Raw genomic sequence first — 15933 nt, forward strand, 5'->3', positions numbered from 1 at the left:
CCGCAGACCTGTTGGGAGCGCCATGCGAAACCGCCTGAGACGGCTCATTCTGTTCACCACCGCCCTGCTGTCCGTAGCCGCCACCGCGTCCCCCGCCCCGGCCGACGCCGGGAACGGCGGCGGGCGTGCGGAGCGGGCCTCGGGCGGCGGGCTGTCCGCGACGATCCGGTACACCGAGTACGGGATTCCGCACATCGTGGCCAAGGACTACGCGAACCTCGGCTTCGGCACCGGGTGGGCGCAGGCGAACGACCAGGTGTGCACGCTCGCCGACGGCCATGTGACGCTGCGCGGCGAGCGGTCGAAGTACTTCGGCGCGGAGGGGAAGCCCGACCAGTCGCTGTCGTCCGCGTCCACGAATCTCTCCAGCGACCTGTTCTTCCGCGGGGTGCGGGACGCGAAGACCGTGGAGAAGCTGCTCGACGTGCCTTCTCCGGTCGGTCCGGGGCGCGAGGTGCGGGAGTTGATGCGCGGGTACGCGGCGGGCTACAACGCCTGGCTGGAGCAGAACCGCATCACCGACCCGGCGTGCAAGGGTGAGCCGTGGGTGCGGCCGATCACCTCCCTCGACGTGGCCCGGCGGGGCTTCGCGCTCGCCGTGCTCGGCGGCCAGGGGCGCGCGGCCGACGCGATCACCTCGGCGCGGCCACCGACGGCCACGGACGCCGAGGCCCCCGCACCCGACCGGGACCAAGTCGCCGATGCCGCACGGGAGTTGTTCTCCGCACAGAACGCCGACATGGGTTCCAACGCGGTCGCCTTCGCGGGCTCGACCACGGCGAACGGGCGTGGTCTGCTGCTCGGCAACCCGCACTATCCGTGGCACGGCGGCCGCAGGTTCTGGCAGTCGCAGCAGACGATTCCCGGTGAACTGAACGTCGCCGGCGGCTCGTTGCTCGGCGCCACCTCCGTGTCGATCGGGCACAACGCGTCCATGGCGTGGAGCCACACCGTGGCGACGGGCGTGACGATGAACCTGCACGAGCTGAAGCTCGACCTGTCCGACCCGACGACGTACCTCGTGGACGGCGAGCGGCACCGCATGAAGAAGCGGACCGTCACCGTCGGCACCAAGGGCGGCGAGCAGGTCACGCGCACCCAGTGGTGGACGCGCTACGGCCCGGTCGTCACCTCGCTCGGCGCCGGCCTTCCGCTGCCCTGGACCAAGTCGACGGCGTACGCGCTGAACGACCCGAACGCCGTCAACATGCGCCTCAGCGACGCCGCTCTCGCGCTCAACAAGGCGCGCAGTACGAAGGAGGTCAAGGCGGCGCTCGCCCGTACGCAGGGGCATCCGTGGGTGAACACGATCGCGGCCGACAAGGCGGGGCACACGCTGTTCACGCAGTCGCAGGTGCTGCCGAGGATCACGGACGAGCTGGCGCAGCGCTGCTCGACGGCGCTGGGCGAGGCCACGTACCCGAGTGCGGGGCTCGCCGTGCTCGACGGCTCGCGCGGGGAGTGCGCGCTCGGCAAGGACCCGGACGCGCTGCAGCCCGGCGTGTTCGGGCCGAGCCGGATGCCGACCCTGGAGGACGCGCCGTACGCCGAGAACTCCAACGACAGCGCGTGGCTGACCAACCTGGACCGGCCGCTGACCGGGTACGAGCGGGTCTTCGGCACCGTGGACACGCAGCGGTCGATGCGGACGCGGGGCGCGATCGAGGACGTGGCGGCGATGGCGGACCGGGGTCGGCTCAGGGTGCGTGACCTGCAGAAGCAGCAGTTCGCGAACCGCGTCCCGGCCGGTGACCGCACCGCCGAGGACGTGGCGAGGGCCTGCGCGGAGCTGCCCGGCGGCAGAGCAACGGGCAGCGACGGCAAGGCAGTTGACGTACGGGCCGCTTGTGAGGCGATCGGCGCCTGGGACCGGACGATGAACCCGGAGAGTCGGGGCGCGCTGCTCTTCGACCGGTTCTGGCGGAAGCTGGTGGCGGGCGTTCCGGCGGCCGAGCTGTGGAAGGTGCCGTTCTCCGCCGCCGACCCGGTGCGCACCCCGCACACCCTCGACACCGCGCACCCCGGTTTCGCGCGCGCCCTCGCGGACGCGGTCGCGGAGCTGGACCGGGCGGGCATCGCGCCGGACGCGCCGCTGTCGGCACACCAGACGGTGGAGCGGGCCGGGGACCGGATCCCGGTGCACGGCGGCACGGAGTCGCTCGGCGTGTGGAACAAGCTGGAGCCCACATGGGACCCGGCCGCCGGTTATACGGAGGCGGCGCACGGCTCCAGCTACATCCAGGCGGTCGGATTCAACGGCAGCCGCTGCCCGGTGGCGCGCACGCTGCTGACGTACTCCCAGTCCGAGAACGCGAAGTCGCCGCATCTGAGCGACCAGACCCGGCTCTACGCGCAGAAGCGCTGGGTGACCTCGCGCTTCTGCGAGCGGGACATCCTCGCCTCGCCCGAGCTGAAGGTGGTGAAGGTGCGGCAGCGGTAGGCGGGGCGAGGGACCGTACGTGAGCGTCGAGTGGGGCCGGTTCGCCGGCCCCACTTATCTTTTGGCGCCCTTGGCGCCTTTGGCGCCTTTGGCGCCTTTGGCGCCGCACGTGCGCCACAAACGCTCGCATTGGCGCCATCGATGTGCCACTATGGCGTCACCGAGCCTCTCGCTCACCGACCTGCCGTCGTACGGAGGACCCCATGACGCAAGAGCCCATGACGCAAGAGCCCGCGACGCAAAAGCCCACGACCACCCCCGCCGACGTGACCGTCTTCCCCACGGAACGCCACACCGGCTGCCCCTTCGACCCGCCCGCCGAGCTCACCGCGCTGCGCGAGGAGCAGCCGCTGCGCCGGATGACGTACCCGGACGGGCACCACGGCTGGCTCGCCACCGGGCACGGCGTGGTCCGCGCGATCATGGCGGACCAGCGGTTCAGTGCCCGGTACGAGTTGCTGCACCTGCCGATGCCGGGCCTGGAGGGCGTCGAGATACCGCCCGCCGCGCCCGGCGACTTCACCGGCATGGACGCCCCGGACCACACCCGCTACCGGCGCCTGCTCACCGGCAAGTTCACGGTCCGCCGGATGCGCCTGCTCACCGAGCGGGTCGAGGAGATCACCGCCGCGCACCTGGACGCGATGGCCGCGCAGGGCCCGGGCGTCGACCTGGTGCAGGCGTACGCCCACCCGGTTCCGGCCCAGATGATCTGCGAGCTGCTCGGCGTCCCGTACGCCGACCGCGAGCGGTTCACCGGGCAGGTGGCGACCCTCTTCGACCAGCGCGCGAGCACCGAGGACAAGGGCGCGGCCTACGGCGCGGTCGAGTCGTACGTGAAGGGCCTCGCCGCCGCCAAACGGGCCGAGCCGACTGACGATCTGCTCAGCGACCTCACCGGGACCGACCTCTCCGACGAGGAACTGGCCGGTGTGGGCGGCCTGTTGCTCGCCGCCGGGCTCGACACCACGGCCAACATGATCGCCCTCGGCACGTTCGCGCTCCTGAGCAACCCCGAGCAGCTCGCCGCGCTCCGCGCCGAACCCGAACTCGCGGGCCCGGCCGTAGAGGAGCTCCTGCGCTACCTCACGGTGGCCGACCCCGCTGTGCGGACGGCCCTGGAGGACGTCGAGGTGGACGGCCAGGTCATCAGGGCGGGCGAGACGGTCACCCTCTCCTTCCAGGCCGCCAACCGCGACCCGGCGCAGTTCCCCGAGCCCGACCGGCTCGACCTGCGCCGCCGGGCCACCGGGCATGTGGCGTTCGGGCACGGAGTGCACCAGTGCCTCGGGCAGCAACTGGCCCGCGTGGAGATGCAGATCGCGCTGCCGGCCCTGCTGCGCCGCTTCCCGACGCTGCGTCTCGCGGTCGACCCGTCCGAGGTCCCGATGCGCGAGCAGAACAACATCTACGGCGTACGGAGCCTCCCGGTCACCTGGGACCGGGACTGAGCACGCGCCGGACGACAGAGGAGAGACGACAGAGGAGAGACGCCGGAGGAGAGACGCCAGAGGAGAGGAGAAAGACCATGGAATCCACCGAGCTCGCCGTCGACCGCGAGCGCTGCGCCGGATCCGGCATGTGCGCCCTGACCGCGCCCGAGGTCTTCGACCAGAACGACGAGGACGGCCGGGTGCTGCTGCTCACCTCGCGGCCGGGACCCGAACACCGCGCGGCTGCCCGGCTGGCGGCGGGGGTCTGTCCGGCGGCCGCCATCACGGTCAAGGGCTGATCGCCAGGAACACGAACGAGGCGAACAGCACCAGGTGCAGGCCGCCCTGGAGCAGCGTCGCGCGGCCCGTGACCACGGTCAGGATGCTCACCACCACGGTCAGGGCGAGCATCACCATGTGCGTCGGGCCTAGGCCGAGGACCAGCGGTCCTTCCATCCAGATGGAGGCGACGGCGATCGCCGGGATGGTGAGGCCGATGCTCGCGATGGCGGAGCCGTGCGCGAGGTTGAGGCTGACCTGGGTGCGGTCGCGCAGGGCCGAGCGGTGTGCGGCGAGGGTCTCGGGGAGCAGCACCATCAGGGCGATGACCACACCGACGAAGGCCTGCGGGAGTCCCGCCGCCTCCACGCCCGACTCGATGACCGGCGAGATGGTCTTGGTGTCGCCGACCACCGCGACCAGCGCGACCAGCAGCATGACGAGGCTGATCACCGTCTCCTTGTTCGTCGGCGGGTGGGCGTGGTCGTCCTCGTCGAGGACCTCGCCGTCGCGGGTGACGGGCAGGAAGTACTCGCGGTGCCGGACGGTCTGCATGGCCACGAAGAGCCCGTACACCGCGAGCGAGACGATGGCGGCGAAGGCGAGTTGGGCGCCGGTGAACTCCGGCCCCGGCTTGCCGGTGGTGAACGTCGGCAGGACCAGGCTGAGCGTGGCGAGGGTCGCCATGGTGGCGATGGCGGCGACCGTGCCCTCGGTGCTGAAGGGCGCGACGCCGCCGCGCCAGGCCCCGACGAACAGGGCGAGGCCGACGATGCCGTTGGCGGTGATCATCACGGCGGCGAACACGGTGTCCCGGGCCAGCGAGGACGTCTTGGCCCCGCCGTCGGCCATCAGGGTGACGATCAGGGCCACTTCGATGACAGTCACGGCGACCGCGAGCACCAGCGACCCGAAGGGTTCGCCGACCCTGTGCGCGACGACCTCGGCATGGTGAACGGCGGAGAGCACCGCTCCCGCGAGGACGAGCGCGACGAGCACCACCACGGGCCCCGGCAGGTCGCGTCCCCAGGTGAAGACGAGGACGACGACGGCGAGCAGGGGCACCACGATGGTGCCGACCTTGGTGAGGGGACCGGGTTGTGAAGCCATGAGCACACGCTCTCAGGCGTGCGCGTGATCCGCTGCCCGGATTGGCCCGACACGCGGGCTTCGTGAGGCAGTCCACACGGCTGTGACCAGCGGTGTCGTCGGCCCCGGCGCCGCGTCGGCGGTCCTCAGAGTGCGCGCTCGCGGCCCTCCCAGTACGGTGCGCGCAGCCGTCGTTTGTAGAGCTTGCCGTTGGGGTCGCGGGGCATCGCGGCGATGAAGTCGACGGACTTGGGCCGCTTGTAGCCGGCTAGGCGTTCCTCGCAGTGGGCGAGGATGTCGGCGGCCAGCGCGTCCCCGGAGGTGTGGTCCTCGGCGACCTCGACGACAGCCTTGACCTCCTCGCCCCAGTCGTCGTGCGGGATGCCGAACGCGGCGGCGTCGGCGACGGCGGGGTGGCCGAGGAGCACCGACTCGATCTCCGCCGGGTAGATGTTGACACCCCCGGAGATGATCATGTCGATCTTGCGGTCGCGCAGGAAGAGATAGCCGTCCTCGTCGAGGACGCCCAGGTCGCCCACGGTGAAGAAGTCCCCGATCCGGTTCTTCCGGGTCTTGGCCTCGTCCTTGTGGTACGCGAAGCCGCCGGTCGACATCTTCATGTAGACGGTGCCGAGTTCGCCGGGCGGCAGCCGGTTGCCGTCGTCGTCGAAGACCGCGAGTTCGCTGATCGGCCAGGCCTTGCCGACGGTGCCGGGCTTCTTCAGCCAGTCCTCGGCGGTGGCGAACGCGCCGCCGCCCTCGCTGGCCGCGTAGTACTCCTCGACGCAGCTCCCCCACCAGTCGATCATGGCCCGCTTCACATGGTCCGGGCAGGGCGCGGCGCCGTGGATGGCGTGCCGCATCGAGGACACGTCGTACCGGTCCTTGGTCTCCTGCGGCAGCGCGAGCAGGCGGTGGAACTGGGTGGGGACCATGTGCGTGTGCGTGCAGCCGTGCCGGTCGATGAGGCGCAGCATCTCCTCGGGCGTCCACTTGTCCATCAGGACGAGCGGGTGCCCGATGTGCAGCGACGCGCCCGCGAACTGCAGCACGGCCGTGTGGTAGAGCGGCGAGCAGACGAGGTGGACGTTGCCGTCGAAGGGCTTGACGCCGAAGATGCCGAGGAACCCGCCGAGGTGCGACTCCTCGGGGAGCTTCCCGGAGAGCGGACGGCGGATGCCCCGGGGGCGGCCGGTGGTGCCCGAGGTGTAGTTCATCACCCAGCCGAGGGTCCGTTCGGCGGGCGCGGACTCGGGCTGCCCGTCCAGGAGTCGGTCGTACGGACGGAATCCCTCGACCGTGCCGACCGCGTACCGCTGCCCCTCGGGGAGCTTCGCCTCGTCGGCGGCGGCGCGGGCGGCGTCGGCGAAGCGCTCGTGGGCGATGAGGACCTTGGCACCGGAGTCGGAGACGATCCAGGCGATCTCGGGGCCGACGAGGTGGTGGTTGACGGGGACCAGGTAGAAGCCCGCCTGGGCGGCGGCGAGGTAGGCGGTGAAGAACTCCACGCCGTTGGGGAGGACGACGGCGAAGGCGTCCCCCTTTTCGAGGCCGGCCTCGCGGAGGGCGTGGACCATCCGGTTGGCGGCGGCGTGCAGGCGGGCTGCGGACCATTCTTCCCCGTCCGGGGCGTGCAGGACTGTGCGGTCCGGGTCGGCGGTCGCTTGCGCCCAGAAGCCGTTGGGGTGGTTGGGCATTGCGGCATCCCTTCTGCCGGGTTCGTTTTGTGGCCGGGTGCGGGTGCGTCGTGGCTGGTCGCGCAGTTCCCCGCGCCCCTGAGATGGGCACTGCGTGCGCCATCTCCCGGGGAGGCGCGGCGGAGCCGCATGCCTCAGGGGCGCGGGGAACTGCGCGAGCAACCCCCACCGGCCCGCGGACGACGACGAAACACGTAACAGCGGCTCATCGGCCCGCAATCCGATTCACACGGTCAATCGCCCGCTCAAACCCCCGAGTCAGCTCGTCGAAGACACCCCGCACACTCCGCTCCGCGTTCATCCGGCCGACGATCTGCCCGACCGGAGTCCCGAGCAACGCCTCCACCTCGTACTTCTGGATCCGGGACACCGCCTCCGCGACAAGCAGGCCCTGGAGGGGCATCGGCAGGGTGCCGGGGCCCGCCGGGTCTTCCCAGGCGTCGGTCCACTCGGTGCGGAGCTGGCGGGCCGGTTTGCCGGTGAGGGCGCGGGAGCGGACCGTGTCGGAGGAGGTGGCCGCGAGGAGTTTCTCGGTGAGCTTGCGGGAGTGCAGGTCGGCCTCGGTGGTGGTGAGCCAGATGGAGCCGGTCCACACGCCCTGCGCGCCCAACGCCAGTGCGGCGGCGATCTGTTCACCGCTGCCGATGCCGCCGGCGGCCAGGACAGGGAGCGGGGCGACCGCCTCGACCGCGTCGGGGGTGAGCACCATGGAGGCGATCTCACCGGTGTGGCCGCCCGCCTCGTAGCCCTGCGCGACGACGATGTCGATCCCGGCGTCGGCGTGCTTGCGCGCGTGCCGGGCGCTGCCCGCGAGGGCGGCGACGAGGATGTCGTGGGCGTGGGCGCGCTCGATGACGTCGGCGGGCGGCGAGCCGAGGGCGTTGGCGAGGAGTTTGATCGGGTAGTCGAAGGCGACGTCGAGCTGGCTGCGGGCGACCTGTTCCATCCAGCCCGTGATGCGCCAGCCGGAGGCCTCCCCTTCGGGGAGTTCGGGTACGCCGTGCTTGGCGAGGGTGGCCCGGACGAACTCCCGGTGCCCGGCCGGGATCATCGCCTCGACATCGGCCTCCGACAGTGTTTGATTCCCTTTGGCTTCGACCTTCTGGGCGGGCATCACCACGTCCAGGCCGTAGGGCTTGCCGTCGGTGTGGGCGTGCACCCAGTCCAGGTCGCGTTTGAGGTCGTCGGGGGCGGTGTAGCGGACTGCTCCGAGCACGCCGAAACCGCCGGCCCTGCTGATCGCGGCGGCCACGGCGGGGAAGGGCGTGAAGCCGAAGATGGCGTGCTCGACTCCGAGTCTCTTGCTCAGCTCCGTCTGCATGCGCGCAGGATGCCGCAGCGCGTCGGCCGACGGAAGAGATTTTCTGATGCGGTGTCAGATTCTTTGTGTCGCATGCACTTCAGCCTCGCAAGCGTCCGTTCACGCGGGTGTTGCTGGCTCTCGATGTACTGGCGTACGACGGCCAGTGGTGCCCCACCGCAGCTTGGAGAGCCGGACCTTGGGCGGGTAGTGCACCAGCAGGTGAACGTGGCCTTCCTCGCCGTTGAACTGCTCAGCATGGCGTCCGGTGAATGCGCTGGCCGGCACCTGGTGACGAAAACCAAGTAGACATGAAGGTTGTGGACGATATGACGGTCAGTGCGTACATCAGGGATGGAATTCCATCATGGTGGCATAAGCCAAATTCTAGAGTGATCGCATGAGCGGCGAACTGGCATGGGAGAAGCGGAAGTTCGGGCACCGTGCCCGGCTGGCGCTGACTCCCGCACAGGTCCGGCTCATGGATGACCAGGCGCACGCGGCCCGCACGATGTGGAACTTGCTGCACGACTGGTGGACCATGCTCCCCAAGGAGCACCGTTCGCCGGCAGCTGCCGACGCGGCGATACGGCAGGCCCGCAAGGAGATCGACTGGCTGGAGGTGCTCTCCGCGCAGGCGGCGCAGGCGGTACTGAAAACGTATTGCCAGGGGTGGAAGAACTGCTGGGAAGGCCGCGCCGACGCACCCAACTTCAAGGCCCGCCTCCGGTCGGTGATGTCGGTGGACATCCCGCAGGGCCGGGACCTGAACATTGTCCGCGTGCACCGCCGCTGGGGCATGGTCAACATCCCCAAGATCGGGCGCGTCCGGTTCCGCTGGACCAAAGACCTGCCCGTGGGCAAGAAGGCGAACGTCAGCAACCGGATTACCGGCGCCCGTCTTATCAAGGACGCCCTCGGCTGGCACATCGCCTTCCGCGTCCAGACCGTCGAGCCCAAGCCTGAACCCCACACCGGACCCGAGGTAGGCATCGATGTCGGCGTCACCATCCCTCTCGCTCTCTCGGGACGGAAAGACGTACGACCACGACGCATGGCTGACCGCGAAGGAACAGGCCAAGCTGCTCCGGCTGGAGCAGCGGGCAGCACACCGCAAGACCTTCCGCAAGCACGGAGAGAAGATCTCCCGGCGCCTGCGGGCCACCTATGACCAGATCCGGACGCTTCGTGCGAGAGCCAAGCGCAGGCACCTGGACTGGCACAGCACCAGACCACCACGCAGATCGCCGCGAAGTACAGCGTGATCGTGGTGGAACATCTGGCCATCACGAACATGGTCAAGTCCGCCAAGGGAACAGTGGAGAGCCCCAGGAAGAACGTCGCCCAGAAGTCCGGCCTGAACCGCTCCATCAGCCAAGAGGCATGGGGTCGCACGGTCGAGCTGCTTACGTACAAGACCGCCCGCAACGGTGGCACCCTGCACAAGGTCCCCGCCCCCGGCACCTCCCAGCGATGTTCGGCGTGCGGCTTCACCACACCGGGCAGCCGGGAGTCACAGACCGTGTTCGTGTGCAAGAACCCCGACTGCCGCTGGTCCGGCAACGCCGACAACAACGCCGCCCGGAACGTCTTACACCTGTACCGGATGGGCCTCGTGCTCATCCCGGCTGCCGGGAGGGCAGTCGTCAGGCGCGCACGCCGCGTCAAGCCCGCCATCGCAAGGTAGGCAGGAATCTCCGCCGTTCACGGAGGAGAGCACTTCAACAGCACTGGTACATGGGCGCGATGGCCACACCGCGCACGGCGGGCCACACCGGCACCTGCCCTCACGCTGTCCGACCGCCCTCCCCGCGGGCGGTGGACTGAACCTCAAACCCCGGAGGGCTGAAGTCTGCGGTCAGGGCCGGCAAACTCAGCCCGTCCGGCGTTTGAGGACGAGCCCGCAGGGCGATCTGCGGTGCCGCTGTCCGCAGGACTTTCGGGAAGGGGCGGGTAGGGGAGAAAGAACGCCCCAGCCCGCCCCGACCTCAGTACTGCTGCGGAGGCTGCTGTCCATACGGCGCCTGCTGGCCGTAAGCCGGAGGCTGGGACTGCTGCTGGGGCTGCGGCGCGTAAGGCTGCTGCTGGGGCTGCGGCGCGTAAGGCTGCTGCTGGTACTGCTGCGGCGGCGCCTGCTGCTGGTACTGCGGCTGCGCCATCTGCGGCGACTGGTTGCCGAACTGCTGCCCGCCGTACGGCTGTTGCTGTTGTGGCGGAACCTGCCCAGCCGGCGGCCCCATCGGCACCGCATGGGCCGCGAGCGAGCTGCCCGCAGGGACGTAGTGCACCCGACCCGTCGGGTCAGGGACCTGCACATACCCGGCCGCCTGCAACTGCGCCCCGTACTTGGCGTGCTGCTTGCGGTGGTAGAACACCATCCCCACAGCCAGGCACATCGCGAAAACCCAGAAGGGGATCCAGAACACCGCCGCGTCCGCACCGTCCCGCATCAGACGCAGCAGCACCACGACCGTGATCGGGATGACCGCCAGGACGCGGCGCTTCTCGTTGTGCCGGCCGCTGAGGTCGAAGTGGACCTGCGTCTTGAGGAGTTCGGGCGCCTGCTGGGGCAGCGGCGGCAGCTGACCGCCGGCCGCCGCCTGCGGGAACTGCGCCCACGCCTGCTGCGCACGCTGCTGCGCCTGCGGCTGCGTGTCGGGGACCATCAGGAGCTGGGTGCCCTTGCTGACATAGCGGGCGTCGGCGTACTGGTAGCCGAACTGCTCACCGAGGTGGGCGAGTCGGGACAGCCTGCCCGCGGTCGCCCACATGCTGGTGACCTCCACGGGCGCTCCCTGCGCCATCAGCCTCACCATGGTGCGGATCTGGCCAGTGCTCACGGTTCTCCCTCCCCGGCGGGCAGACCTTGCACGTTCCGCCGTCGGGTCACCCTTTCACACCGGCCGGGCCGCCTCCGTCCCTGGTCAGTGCCCCAGAACGACCATCGCGGCATTGTGTCCCGGAATGCCGCTGACGCCCCCGCCGCGCACCGCGCCCGCCCCGCACAGCAAGACGTTGGCGTGCGCGGTCTCCACTCCCCAACGCCCGGTTCCCTCCTGCGCGTACGGGAACGACAGGTCGCGGTGGAAGATGTTGCCGCCGGGCAGCCTGAGGTCCCGTTCCAGGTCGAGCGGGGTCTTCGCCTCGATGCACGGGCGTCCCTGCGCGTCCTCGGCCAGGCAGTCCGCGAGGGGCTCGTCGAGGTAGGAGTCGAGCTGCGCGAGGGTCGACTTCAGGAGTGCGTCGCGGACCGCGTCGTGGTCGGCGGTGAACAGGCGGGCCGGGGTGTGCAGGCCGAAGAGGGTGAGGGTCTGACAGCCCTCGGCGGCGAGCTCCGCGCCGAGGATGGACGGGTCGGTCAGGGAGTGGCAGTAGATCTCCGAAGGGGGCGCGGTGGGCAGCCGTCCCGCGCTCGCCTCGGCGTACGCGGTGGCCAACTGCCCGTAGCCTTCGGCGACATGGAACGTACCGGCGAAGGCGCGGAGCGGGTCGACGGCACTGTCGCGGAGCCGGGGCAGCCGCTTGAGCACCATGTTGACCTTGAGCTGAGCGCCCTCCGCCGGGGGTTCGGGCGGGGTCTCGCCTAGCAGGGACGCCAGGGCCTCGGGTGAGGCGTTGACGAGGACGTGCCGTGCGGTGACCGTGGCCTCGGTGCCGTCGGGGGTGCGGTGGGTGGCCTCGGCGCGGCTGCCGTCGGTGTCGATGTGCAGCACCTCGTGGCCGGTGCGCAGGTCGGCGCCCGCGGCGCGCGCGGACTCGGCGAGTGCGTCGGTGAGCGCGCCCATGCCGCCGACGGGCACGTCCCAGTCGCCGGTGCCGCCGCCGACCACGTGGTAGAGGAAGCACCGGTTCTGCCGCAGGGACGGATCGTGGGCGTCGGCGAACGTGCCGATCAGGGCGTCCGTGAGGACCACTCCGCGGACCAGGTCGTCGTCGAAGTGCGCCTCGATCGCCGCGCCGATCGGCTCCTCGAACAGCATCCGCCAGGCCGTCTCGTCGTCGATGCGCTCGCGCAGTTCGGCCCGCGTGGGCAGCGGCTCGGTCAGGGACGGGAAGACCCGCTCGGCGAGCCGCGCCGTCCTCGCGTAGAACTCCTGCCAGGACGTGAACTCCCGGTCTGAGCCGGTGAGTTCACGGAAGCCCTCGCGGGTGCGCGCGGCCTGGCCGGTGATGAGCAGGCCGGTGTCGCGGCCGCCTCGGGTGACGGGTGTGTACGAGGACACGTCCCGCTTGCGGACCGCGAAGGACAGGTCGAGGTCCCGCACGATCTTCTTCGGCAACAGGCTGACCAGGTAGGAGTACCGGGAGAGGCGCGCGTCCACCCCTTCGAAGGCGTAACTGGAGACGGCGGCGCCGCCTGTGCGGTCGAGGCGTTCCAGGACGAGGACACGGCGTCCGGCGCGGGCGAGGTAGGCGGCGGCGACGAGGCCGTTGTGGCCGCCGCCGACGATCACGGCGTCATAGGCGTGGGCATCGCGAACGGGGGTGGGCATGGTTCTTCGTAACACGGGGGGTGGGCCGGGGCCAGGGGTGCGTAGCCCGGGTGCCGGGGGAGGGCGGGCGGTCACTGCTTGCGCTGCGCCGCGATCCGTCCGTACAGTGCCGCCGCCTCCGCGCCGCGCCCCAGCTGCTCCAGGCACTGCGCCTCGTCGTGGCGGGCGGCGAGGGCCTCGGGGTGGCCGGGGCCGAGGACGCGCTCGCGGGCGTCGGCGATCCGGTGGTACTCGGCGAGCGACTCGTCCCAGCGGCCGAGCCAGCCGTACCCGACCGCCACCTCGCGGCGGCTGACCAGGGTGTCGGAGTGGTCGGCGCCCAGGGCCCGTACGCGCGCGGCGCACACCTCCTGTGCCTCCGCCAGGGCCTCCTGCCAGCGGCCGAGGCGGCCCAGGTTGACGCCGATGCCGTGCCGGGCGCGGAGCGTCTCCGGGTGCTCGGGGCCGTGCGCGCGGGCGCGGTCGGCGGCCAGGTCGCGGTAGAGGGCGAGGGCCTCGGCGCTGTGGCCCAGGCGGCCGAGGCTGATGCCGACCTCGTAGCGCGCGGCGAGTGTGTCCGGGTGGTCGGGTCCGAGGGCCTGTCCGCGGCCCTCGGCGACCTCGCGGTAGCTCTGCAGGGCCTCGGTCCAGCGGCCCAACTGGCCCAGGGCGTACGCCACTTCGTACCGCGTGACGAGCGTGTCGGGGTGCAGCGGGCCGAGGATGCGGGCGCGGGCGTCGGCCACCTCGCCGGCCGTCCGGTGTGCCTCCTCCAGGCGGCCGAGGCGGCTGAGGTTGTAGGCGAGGTTGTGGCGGCAGCGCAGGGTGTCGGGGTGGTCGGGGCCGAGGCGCGGGGAGCGTTCACGGCCGGCGAGCACGGCCGAGTAGACCTCGTGCGCCTCGAAGTGCCGGCCCAGCTGGCCGAGTACGTAGGCGATCTCCTGGCGGGCGCCGAGCGTGTCGGGGTGGTCGGCGCCGAGGGCGCGTTCGCGGCCGCGGGCGACGTGCTCGAACTCGCGCAGGGCCTCGCCGGGGCGGCCGGTGCGGCTGAGGGTGAAGGCCACTTCGTACCGGCTGGCGAGGGTGTCGGGGTGGTCGGCGCCGAGGGCCTGTTCGCGTTCGGCGGCGACCTCGCGGTGCACCTCGACGGCCTCGTCCCAGCGGCCGAGGCGGCTCAGGCTGAGGCCCGCGGTGTGCCGGGTGGCGAGGACGGAGAGCAACTCCGGGGGTGCGGTGGAGCGTTCGGGGCGGCGGGGCTGTCCGGCGTCGGGGGTGCGGCGCCCGTCGATACGGGAGATCCACTCGCCGGTGAGGCCCGCGGCGGCGTCGAGCGGGACGGCGCGCAGGTCGACGGCGCCGGTGGCCTTGGGGCCCGTGGTCATGCCGCGGGTCCAGTCCGGCAGTTGGGCGTTGGCCTTCTGCGGTGCGGCCGGGCGTGGGGCCGGGTGGGCGAGGGTGCCGCCGCGGGCGGCTGTGATGCGCTGGGCGAGTTCGCGGGCGTCGCCGGGGCGGTCGTCGGGTGACTTGGCGAGCAGGTCGAGGACGATCTGCTCCAGGAACTCGGGGAGTTCGGGCCGGTGGCCGCGGGGCGGCTCGGGTGTGGTGTCGCGGTGTCCGAGGAGTACGGCCCAGGCGTCGCCGTGGTTGAAGGGCGGGGCGCCGGTGGCGATCTCGTACAGGACGCAGCCGAGGGAGTAGAGGTCGCTGCGGTAGTCGATCGGCTCGCCGCCGATCTGCTCGGGCGACATGTAGTGCGGGGTGCCCATGGCGATGTTGGTGCCGGTGAGCTTCGCGGTGAAGCCGACGTCGTGGCCGAGCCGGGCGATGCCGAAGTCGCAGATCTTCACCGTGCCGTCGGTGAGCCGCATGATGTTGGCGGGCTTCAAGTCGCGGTGGATGATGCCCTGGTCGTGGGTGTACGCGAGGGCGTGCGCGACCTGTTCGGTGACGTCGACGACGTCCGGCACGGAGAGCGGGCCCGGGCCGTTCTCGTCCATCAACTGGCTGAGGTTGCGGCCGTCCAGGAGCTCCATCACGAGGTAGAGCACGCCGTCGTCCTCGCCGAAGTCGTGCACGACGGTGATGCCGCGGTGCTGCAGGGCCGCGGCGACGCGGGCCTCGCGCCGGAAGCGTTCGCGCAGCACCTTGCCGATGCCCGGGTCGCCCTGCTGCGGGCCGAGCGACTTGAGGCACTTCACGGCCACATGCCGGTCGAGTGACTCGTCGTGGGCGCGCCACACTTCGCCCATGCCGCCGCGCCCGATCCGGTCGAGCAGCCGGTACCGGCCCTGGATCAGCCTGGTGTCCGCCATCTCGTGATATCGCCCCCGTCGTCGCCTCGCATCGCCCTCCCCGGCCCGTCCAGTATGGCTGCCTGTCCGCGGAGTTTGTACGGTGCGGGTCGGCTGCCGGGGCCGAGCCGCGCCATCGCCCGCAGGATGTGCTTGGGCGGCAGCTGCCAGCGCAGATGTGCGGGAACGCAGCGCAGAATGTTACCGGCGGCGCGCAACCGCAGGTCCACCACCCCCTGCTGGGGCGCGCGCCGACCGTACAACTCGTGGGCGTACGGGGGCAGTGCGGCGTACGCGAGGTTCGCCACGCGCCGCCAGAGCAGCTCGCGCGCGGGGACGAGGAGCGGCGGTGTGGTCGGGCTCCGCAGGAAGTCGTCCACCTCCCGCGCTTCTGCGCCGACGGCGAGTTGGGGCAGTTCGCGCGCGAAGTACGCCCGCATCGCGGCCCGGTCGGCGGGCACGTCGGCGGGGTCGAGGCCGACGAGGCGGGCGCTCTCGCGCTGTTCGTCGATGTACCGGTCGGCGAGGGGCGGGGTGAGCGGGAAGCCGGAGCGCCGCAGGACTTCGACGTAGCTGGCGACCTCGGCGCAGTGCACCCACAGGAGCAGCTCGGGCTCGTCGACGCGGTACACCTCGCCGGTGTCGGGGTCGGTGGCCTTGAGCCGGCGGTGGAGGCGGCGGATCCGGGCGGCGGCCCGTTCGGCGTCCCGGGTGGTGCCGTAGCTGAGGGTGCCGACGAAGTCCGCGGTGCGCAGCAGGCGGCCCCAGGCGTCCCGGCGGAAGTCGCTGTTCTGCAGGACGCCGCGGACGACGCGCGGATGCAGGGCTTGCAGGTACAGCGCGCGGACCCCGGCGATCCACATCATCGGGTCGGCGTGCATCTGCCAGGTCACGGTGTCGGGCCCGAAGAACCCGGGGTCCGCGCCCTCGCC

The 15933-nt window shown here is 71.3% G+C and carries 10 protein-coding genes and 2 pseudogenes; 4 read left to right on the forward strand and 8 right to left on the reverse strand.

Annotated elements, in window-relative coordinates; genetic code table 11:
- Positions 1–22 precede the first annotated feature (22 nt).
- The 3 genes from QIT00_RS22060 (at position 23) to QIT00_RS22070 (ending at position 4172) form a co-directional block, all read left to right on the forward strand.
- A complete protein-coding gene (locus QIT00_RS22060; protein WP_282537067.1) occupies positions 23–2440 on the forward strand; it encodes a penicillin acylase family protein in 2418 nt (805 codons plus the stop codon).
- A gap of 218 nt (positions 2441–2658) precedes the next feature.
- The gene (locus QIT00_RS22065) at positions 2659–3891 is read left to right on the forward strand and encodes a cytochrome P450 (protein ID WP_282537110.1); all 1233 of its coding nucleotides are present in this window, start codon (positions 2659–2661) and stop codon (positions 3889–3891) included.
- Positions 3892–3968: 77 nt separating this feature from the next.
- On the forward strand, positions 3969–4172 hold the full coding sequence (locus QIT00_RS22070) for a ferredoxin (RefSeq protein WP_282537068.1): 204 nt from the start codon (positions 3969–3971) through the stop codon (positions 4170–4172).
- On the opposite strand, the gene QIT00_RS22075 is transcribed toward QIT00_RS22070, so the two are convergent.
- From QIT00_RS22075 to QIT00_RS22090, 4 genes and pseudogenes are all read right to left on the reverse strand, one after another.
- Complete coding sequence (locus QIT00_RS22075; protein WP_282537069.1) at positions 4162–5262, reverse strand: calcium:proton antiporter; 1101 nt, start codon at positions 5260–5262, stop codon at positions 4162–4164. The genes QIT00_RS22070 and QIT00_RS22075 overlap by 11 nt on opposite strands.
- 125 nt (positions 5263–5387) lie before the next feature.
- The gene (locus QIT00_RS22080; protein ID WP_282537070.1) at positions 5388–6938 is read right to left on the reverse strand and encodes an acyl-CoA synthetase; all 1551 of its coding nucleotides are present in this window, start codon (positions 6936–6938) and stop codon (positions 5388–5390) included.
- 205 nt (positions 6939–7143) lie between these two features.
- Positions 7144–8259, reverse strand: coding sequence for an NAD(P)H-dependent flavin oxidoreductase (locus QIT00_RS22085; protein WP_282537071.1), 1116 nt, complete (start codon positions 8257–8259; stop codon positions 7144–7146).
- Positions 8260–8418: 159 nt separating this feature from the next.
- Positions 8419–8594, reverse strand: a pseudogene (locus QIT00_RS22090) (IS200/IS605 family transposase); the annotation flags it as partial.
- A gap of 125 nt (positions 8595–8719) precedes the next feature.
- Between QIT00_RS22090 and QIT00_RS22095 the strand changes: the two are divergent.
- Positions 8720–9925 (forward strand): annotated as a pseudogene (locus QIT00_RS22095) (RNA-guided endonuclease InsQ/TnpB family protein).
- 301 nt (positions 9926–10226) lie between these two features.
- Here QIT00_RS22095 and QIT00_RS22100 read toward each other — a convergent pair.
- The 4 genes from QIT00_RS22100 to QIT00_RS22115 form a co-directional block, all read right to left on the reverse strand.
- Positions 10227–11078, reverse strand: a complete 852-nt coding sequence (locus QIT00_RS22100; protein ID WP_282537072.1) for a hypothetical protein — start codon at positions 11076–11078, stop codon at positions 10227–10229.
- A gap of 84 nt (positions 11079–11162) precedes the next feature.
- Positions 11163–12731, reverse strand: coding sequence for a phytoene desaturase family protein (locus tag QIT00_RS22105; RefSeq protein WP_282537073.1), 1569 nt, complete (start codon positions 12729–12731; stop codon positions 11163–11165).
- Between the two features lie 71 nt (positions 12732–12802).
- Complete coding sequence (locus QIT00_RS22110) at positions 12803–15022, reverse strand: serine/threonine-protein kinase (RefSeq protein ID WP_282537074.1); 2220 nt, start codon at positions 15020–15022, stop codon at positions 12803–12805.
- Positions 15004–15882, reverse strand: a complete 879-nt coding sequence (locus QIT00_RS22115) for an oxygenase MpaB family protein (RefSeq protein WP_282537111.1) — start codon at positions 15880–15882, stop codon at positions 15004–15006. Before QIT00_RS22115 ends, QIT00_RS22110 begins: the two co-directional genes overlap by 19 nt.
- Between the last annotated feature and the right edge of the window lie 51 nt (positions 15883–15933).

This window comes from Streptomyces luteolus, assembly GCF_029968015.1.
In the GTDB taxonomy this organism is placed as follows: Bacteria; Actinomycetota; Actinomycetes; order Streptomycetales; family Streptomycetaceae; genus Streptomyces; species Streptomyces luteolus.

Bases quoted from the DNA above. Each gene is read 5' to 3' on its own strand.
- QIT00_RS22115 (WP_282537111.1), bottom strand. From the start codon at position 15,882: ATGCACGCCGACCCGATGATGTGGATCGCCGGGGTCCGCGCGCTGTAC.
- QIT00_RS22110 (WP_282537074.1), bottom strand. From the start codon at position 15,022: ATGGCGGACACCAGGCTGATCCAGGGCCGGTACCGGCTGCTCGACCGG.
- QIT00_RS22060 (WP_282537067.1), top strand. From the start codon at position 23: ATGCGAAACCGCCTGAGACGGCTCATTCTGTTCACCACCGCCCTGCTG.
- QIT00_RS22085 (WP_282537071.1), bottom strand. From the start codon at position 8,259: ATGCAGACGGAGCTGAGCAAGAGACTCGGAGTCGAGCACGCCATCTTC.
- QIT00_RS22080 (WP_282537070.1), bottom strand. From the start codon at position 6,938: ATGCCCAACCACCCCAACGGCTTCTGGGCGCAAGCGACCGCCGACCCG.
- QIT00_RS22070 (WP_282537068.1), top strand. From the start codon at position 3,969: ATGGAATCCACCGAGCTCGCCGTCGACCGCGAGCGCTGCGCCGGATCC.
- QIT00_RS22065 (WP_282537110.1), top strand. From the start codon at position 2,659: ATGACGCAAGAGCCCGCGACGCAAAAGCCCACGACCACCCCCGCCGAC.
- QIT00_RS22075 (WP_282537069.1), bottom strand. From the start codon at position 5,262: ATGGCTTCACAACCCGGTCCCCTCACCAAGGTCGGCACCATCGTGGTG.
- QIT00_RS22105 (WP_282537073.1), bottom strand. From the start codon at position 12,731: ATGCCCACCCCCGTTCGCGATGCCCACGCCTATGACGCCGTGATCGTC.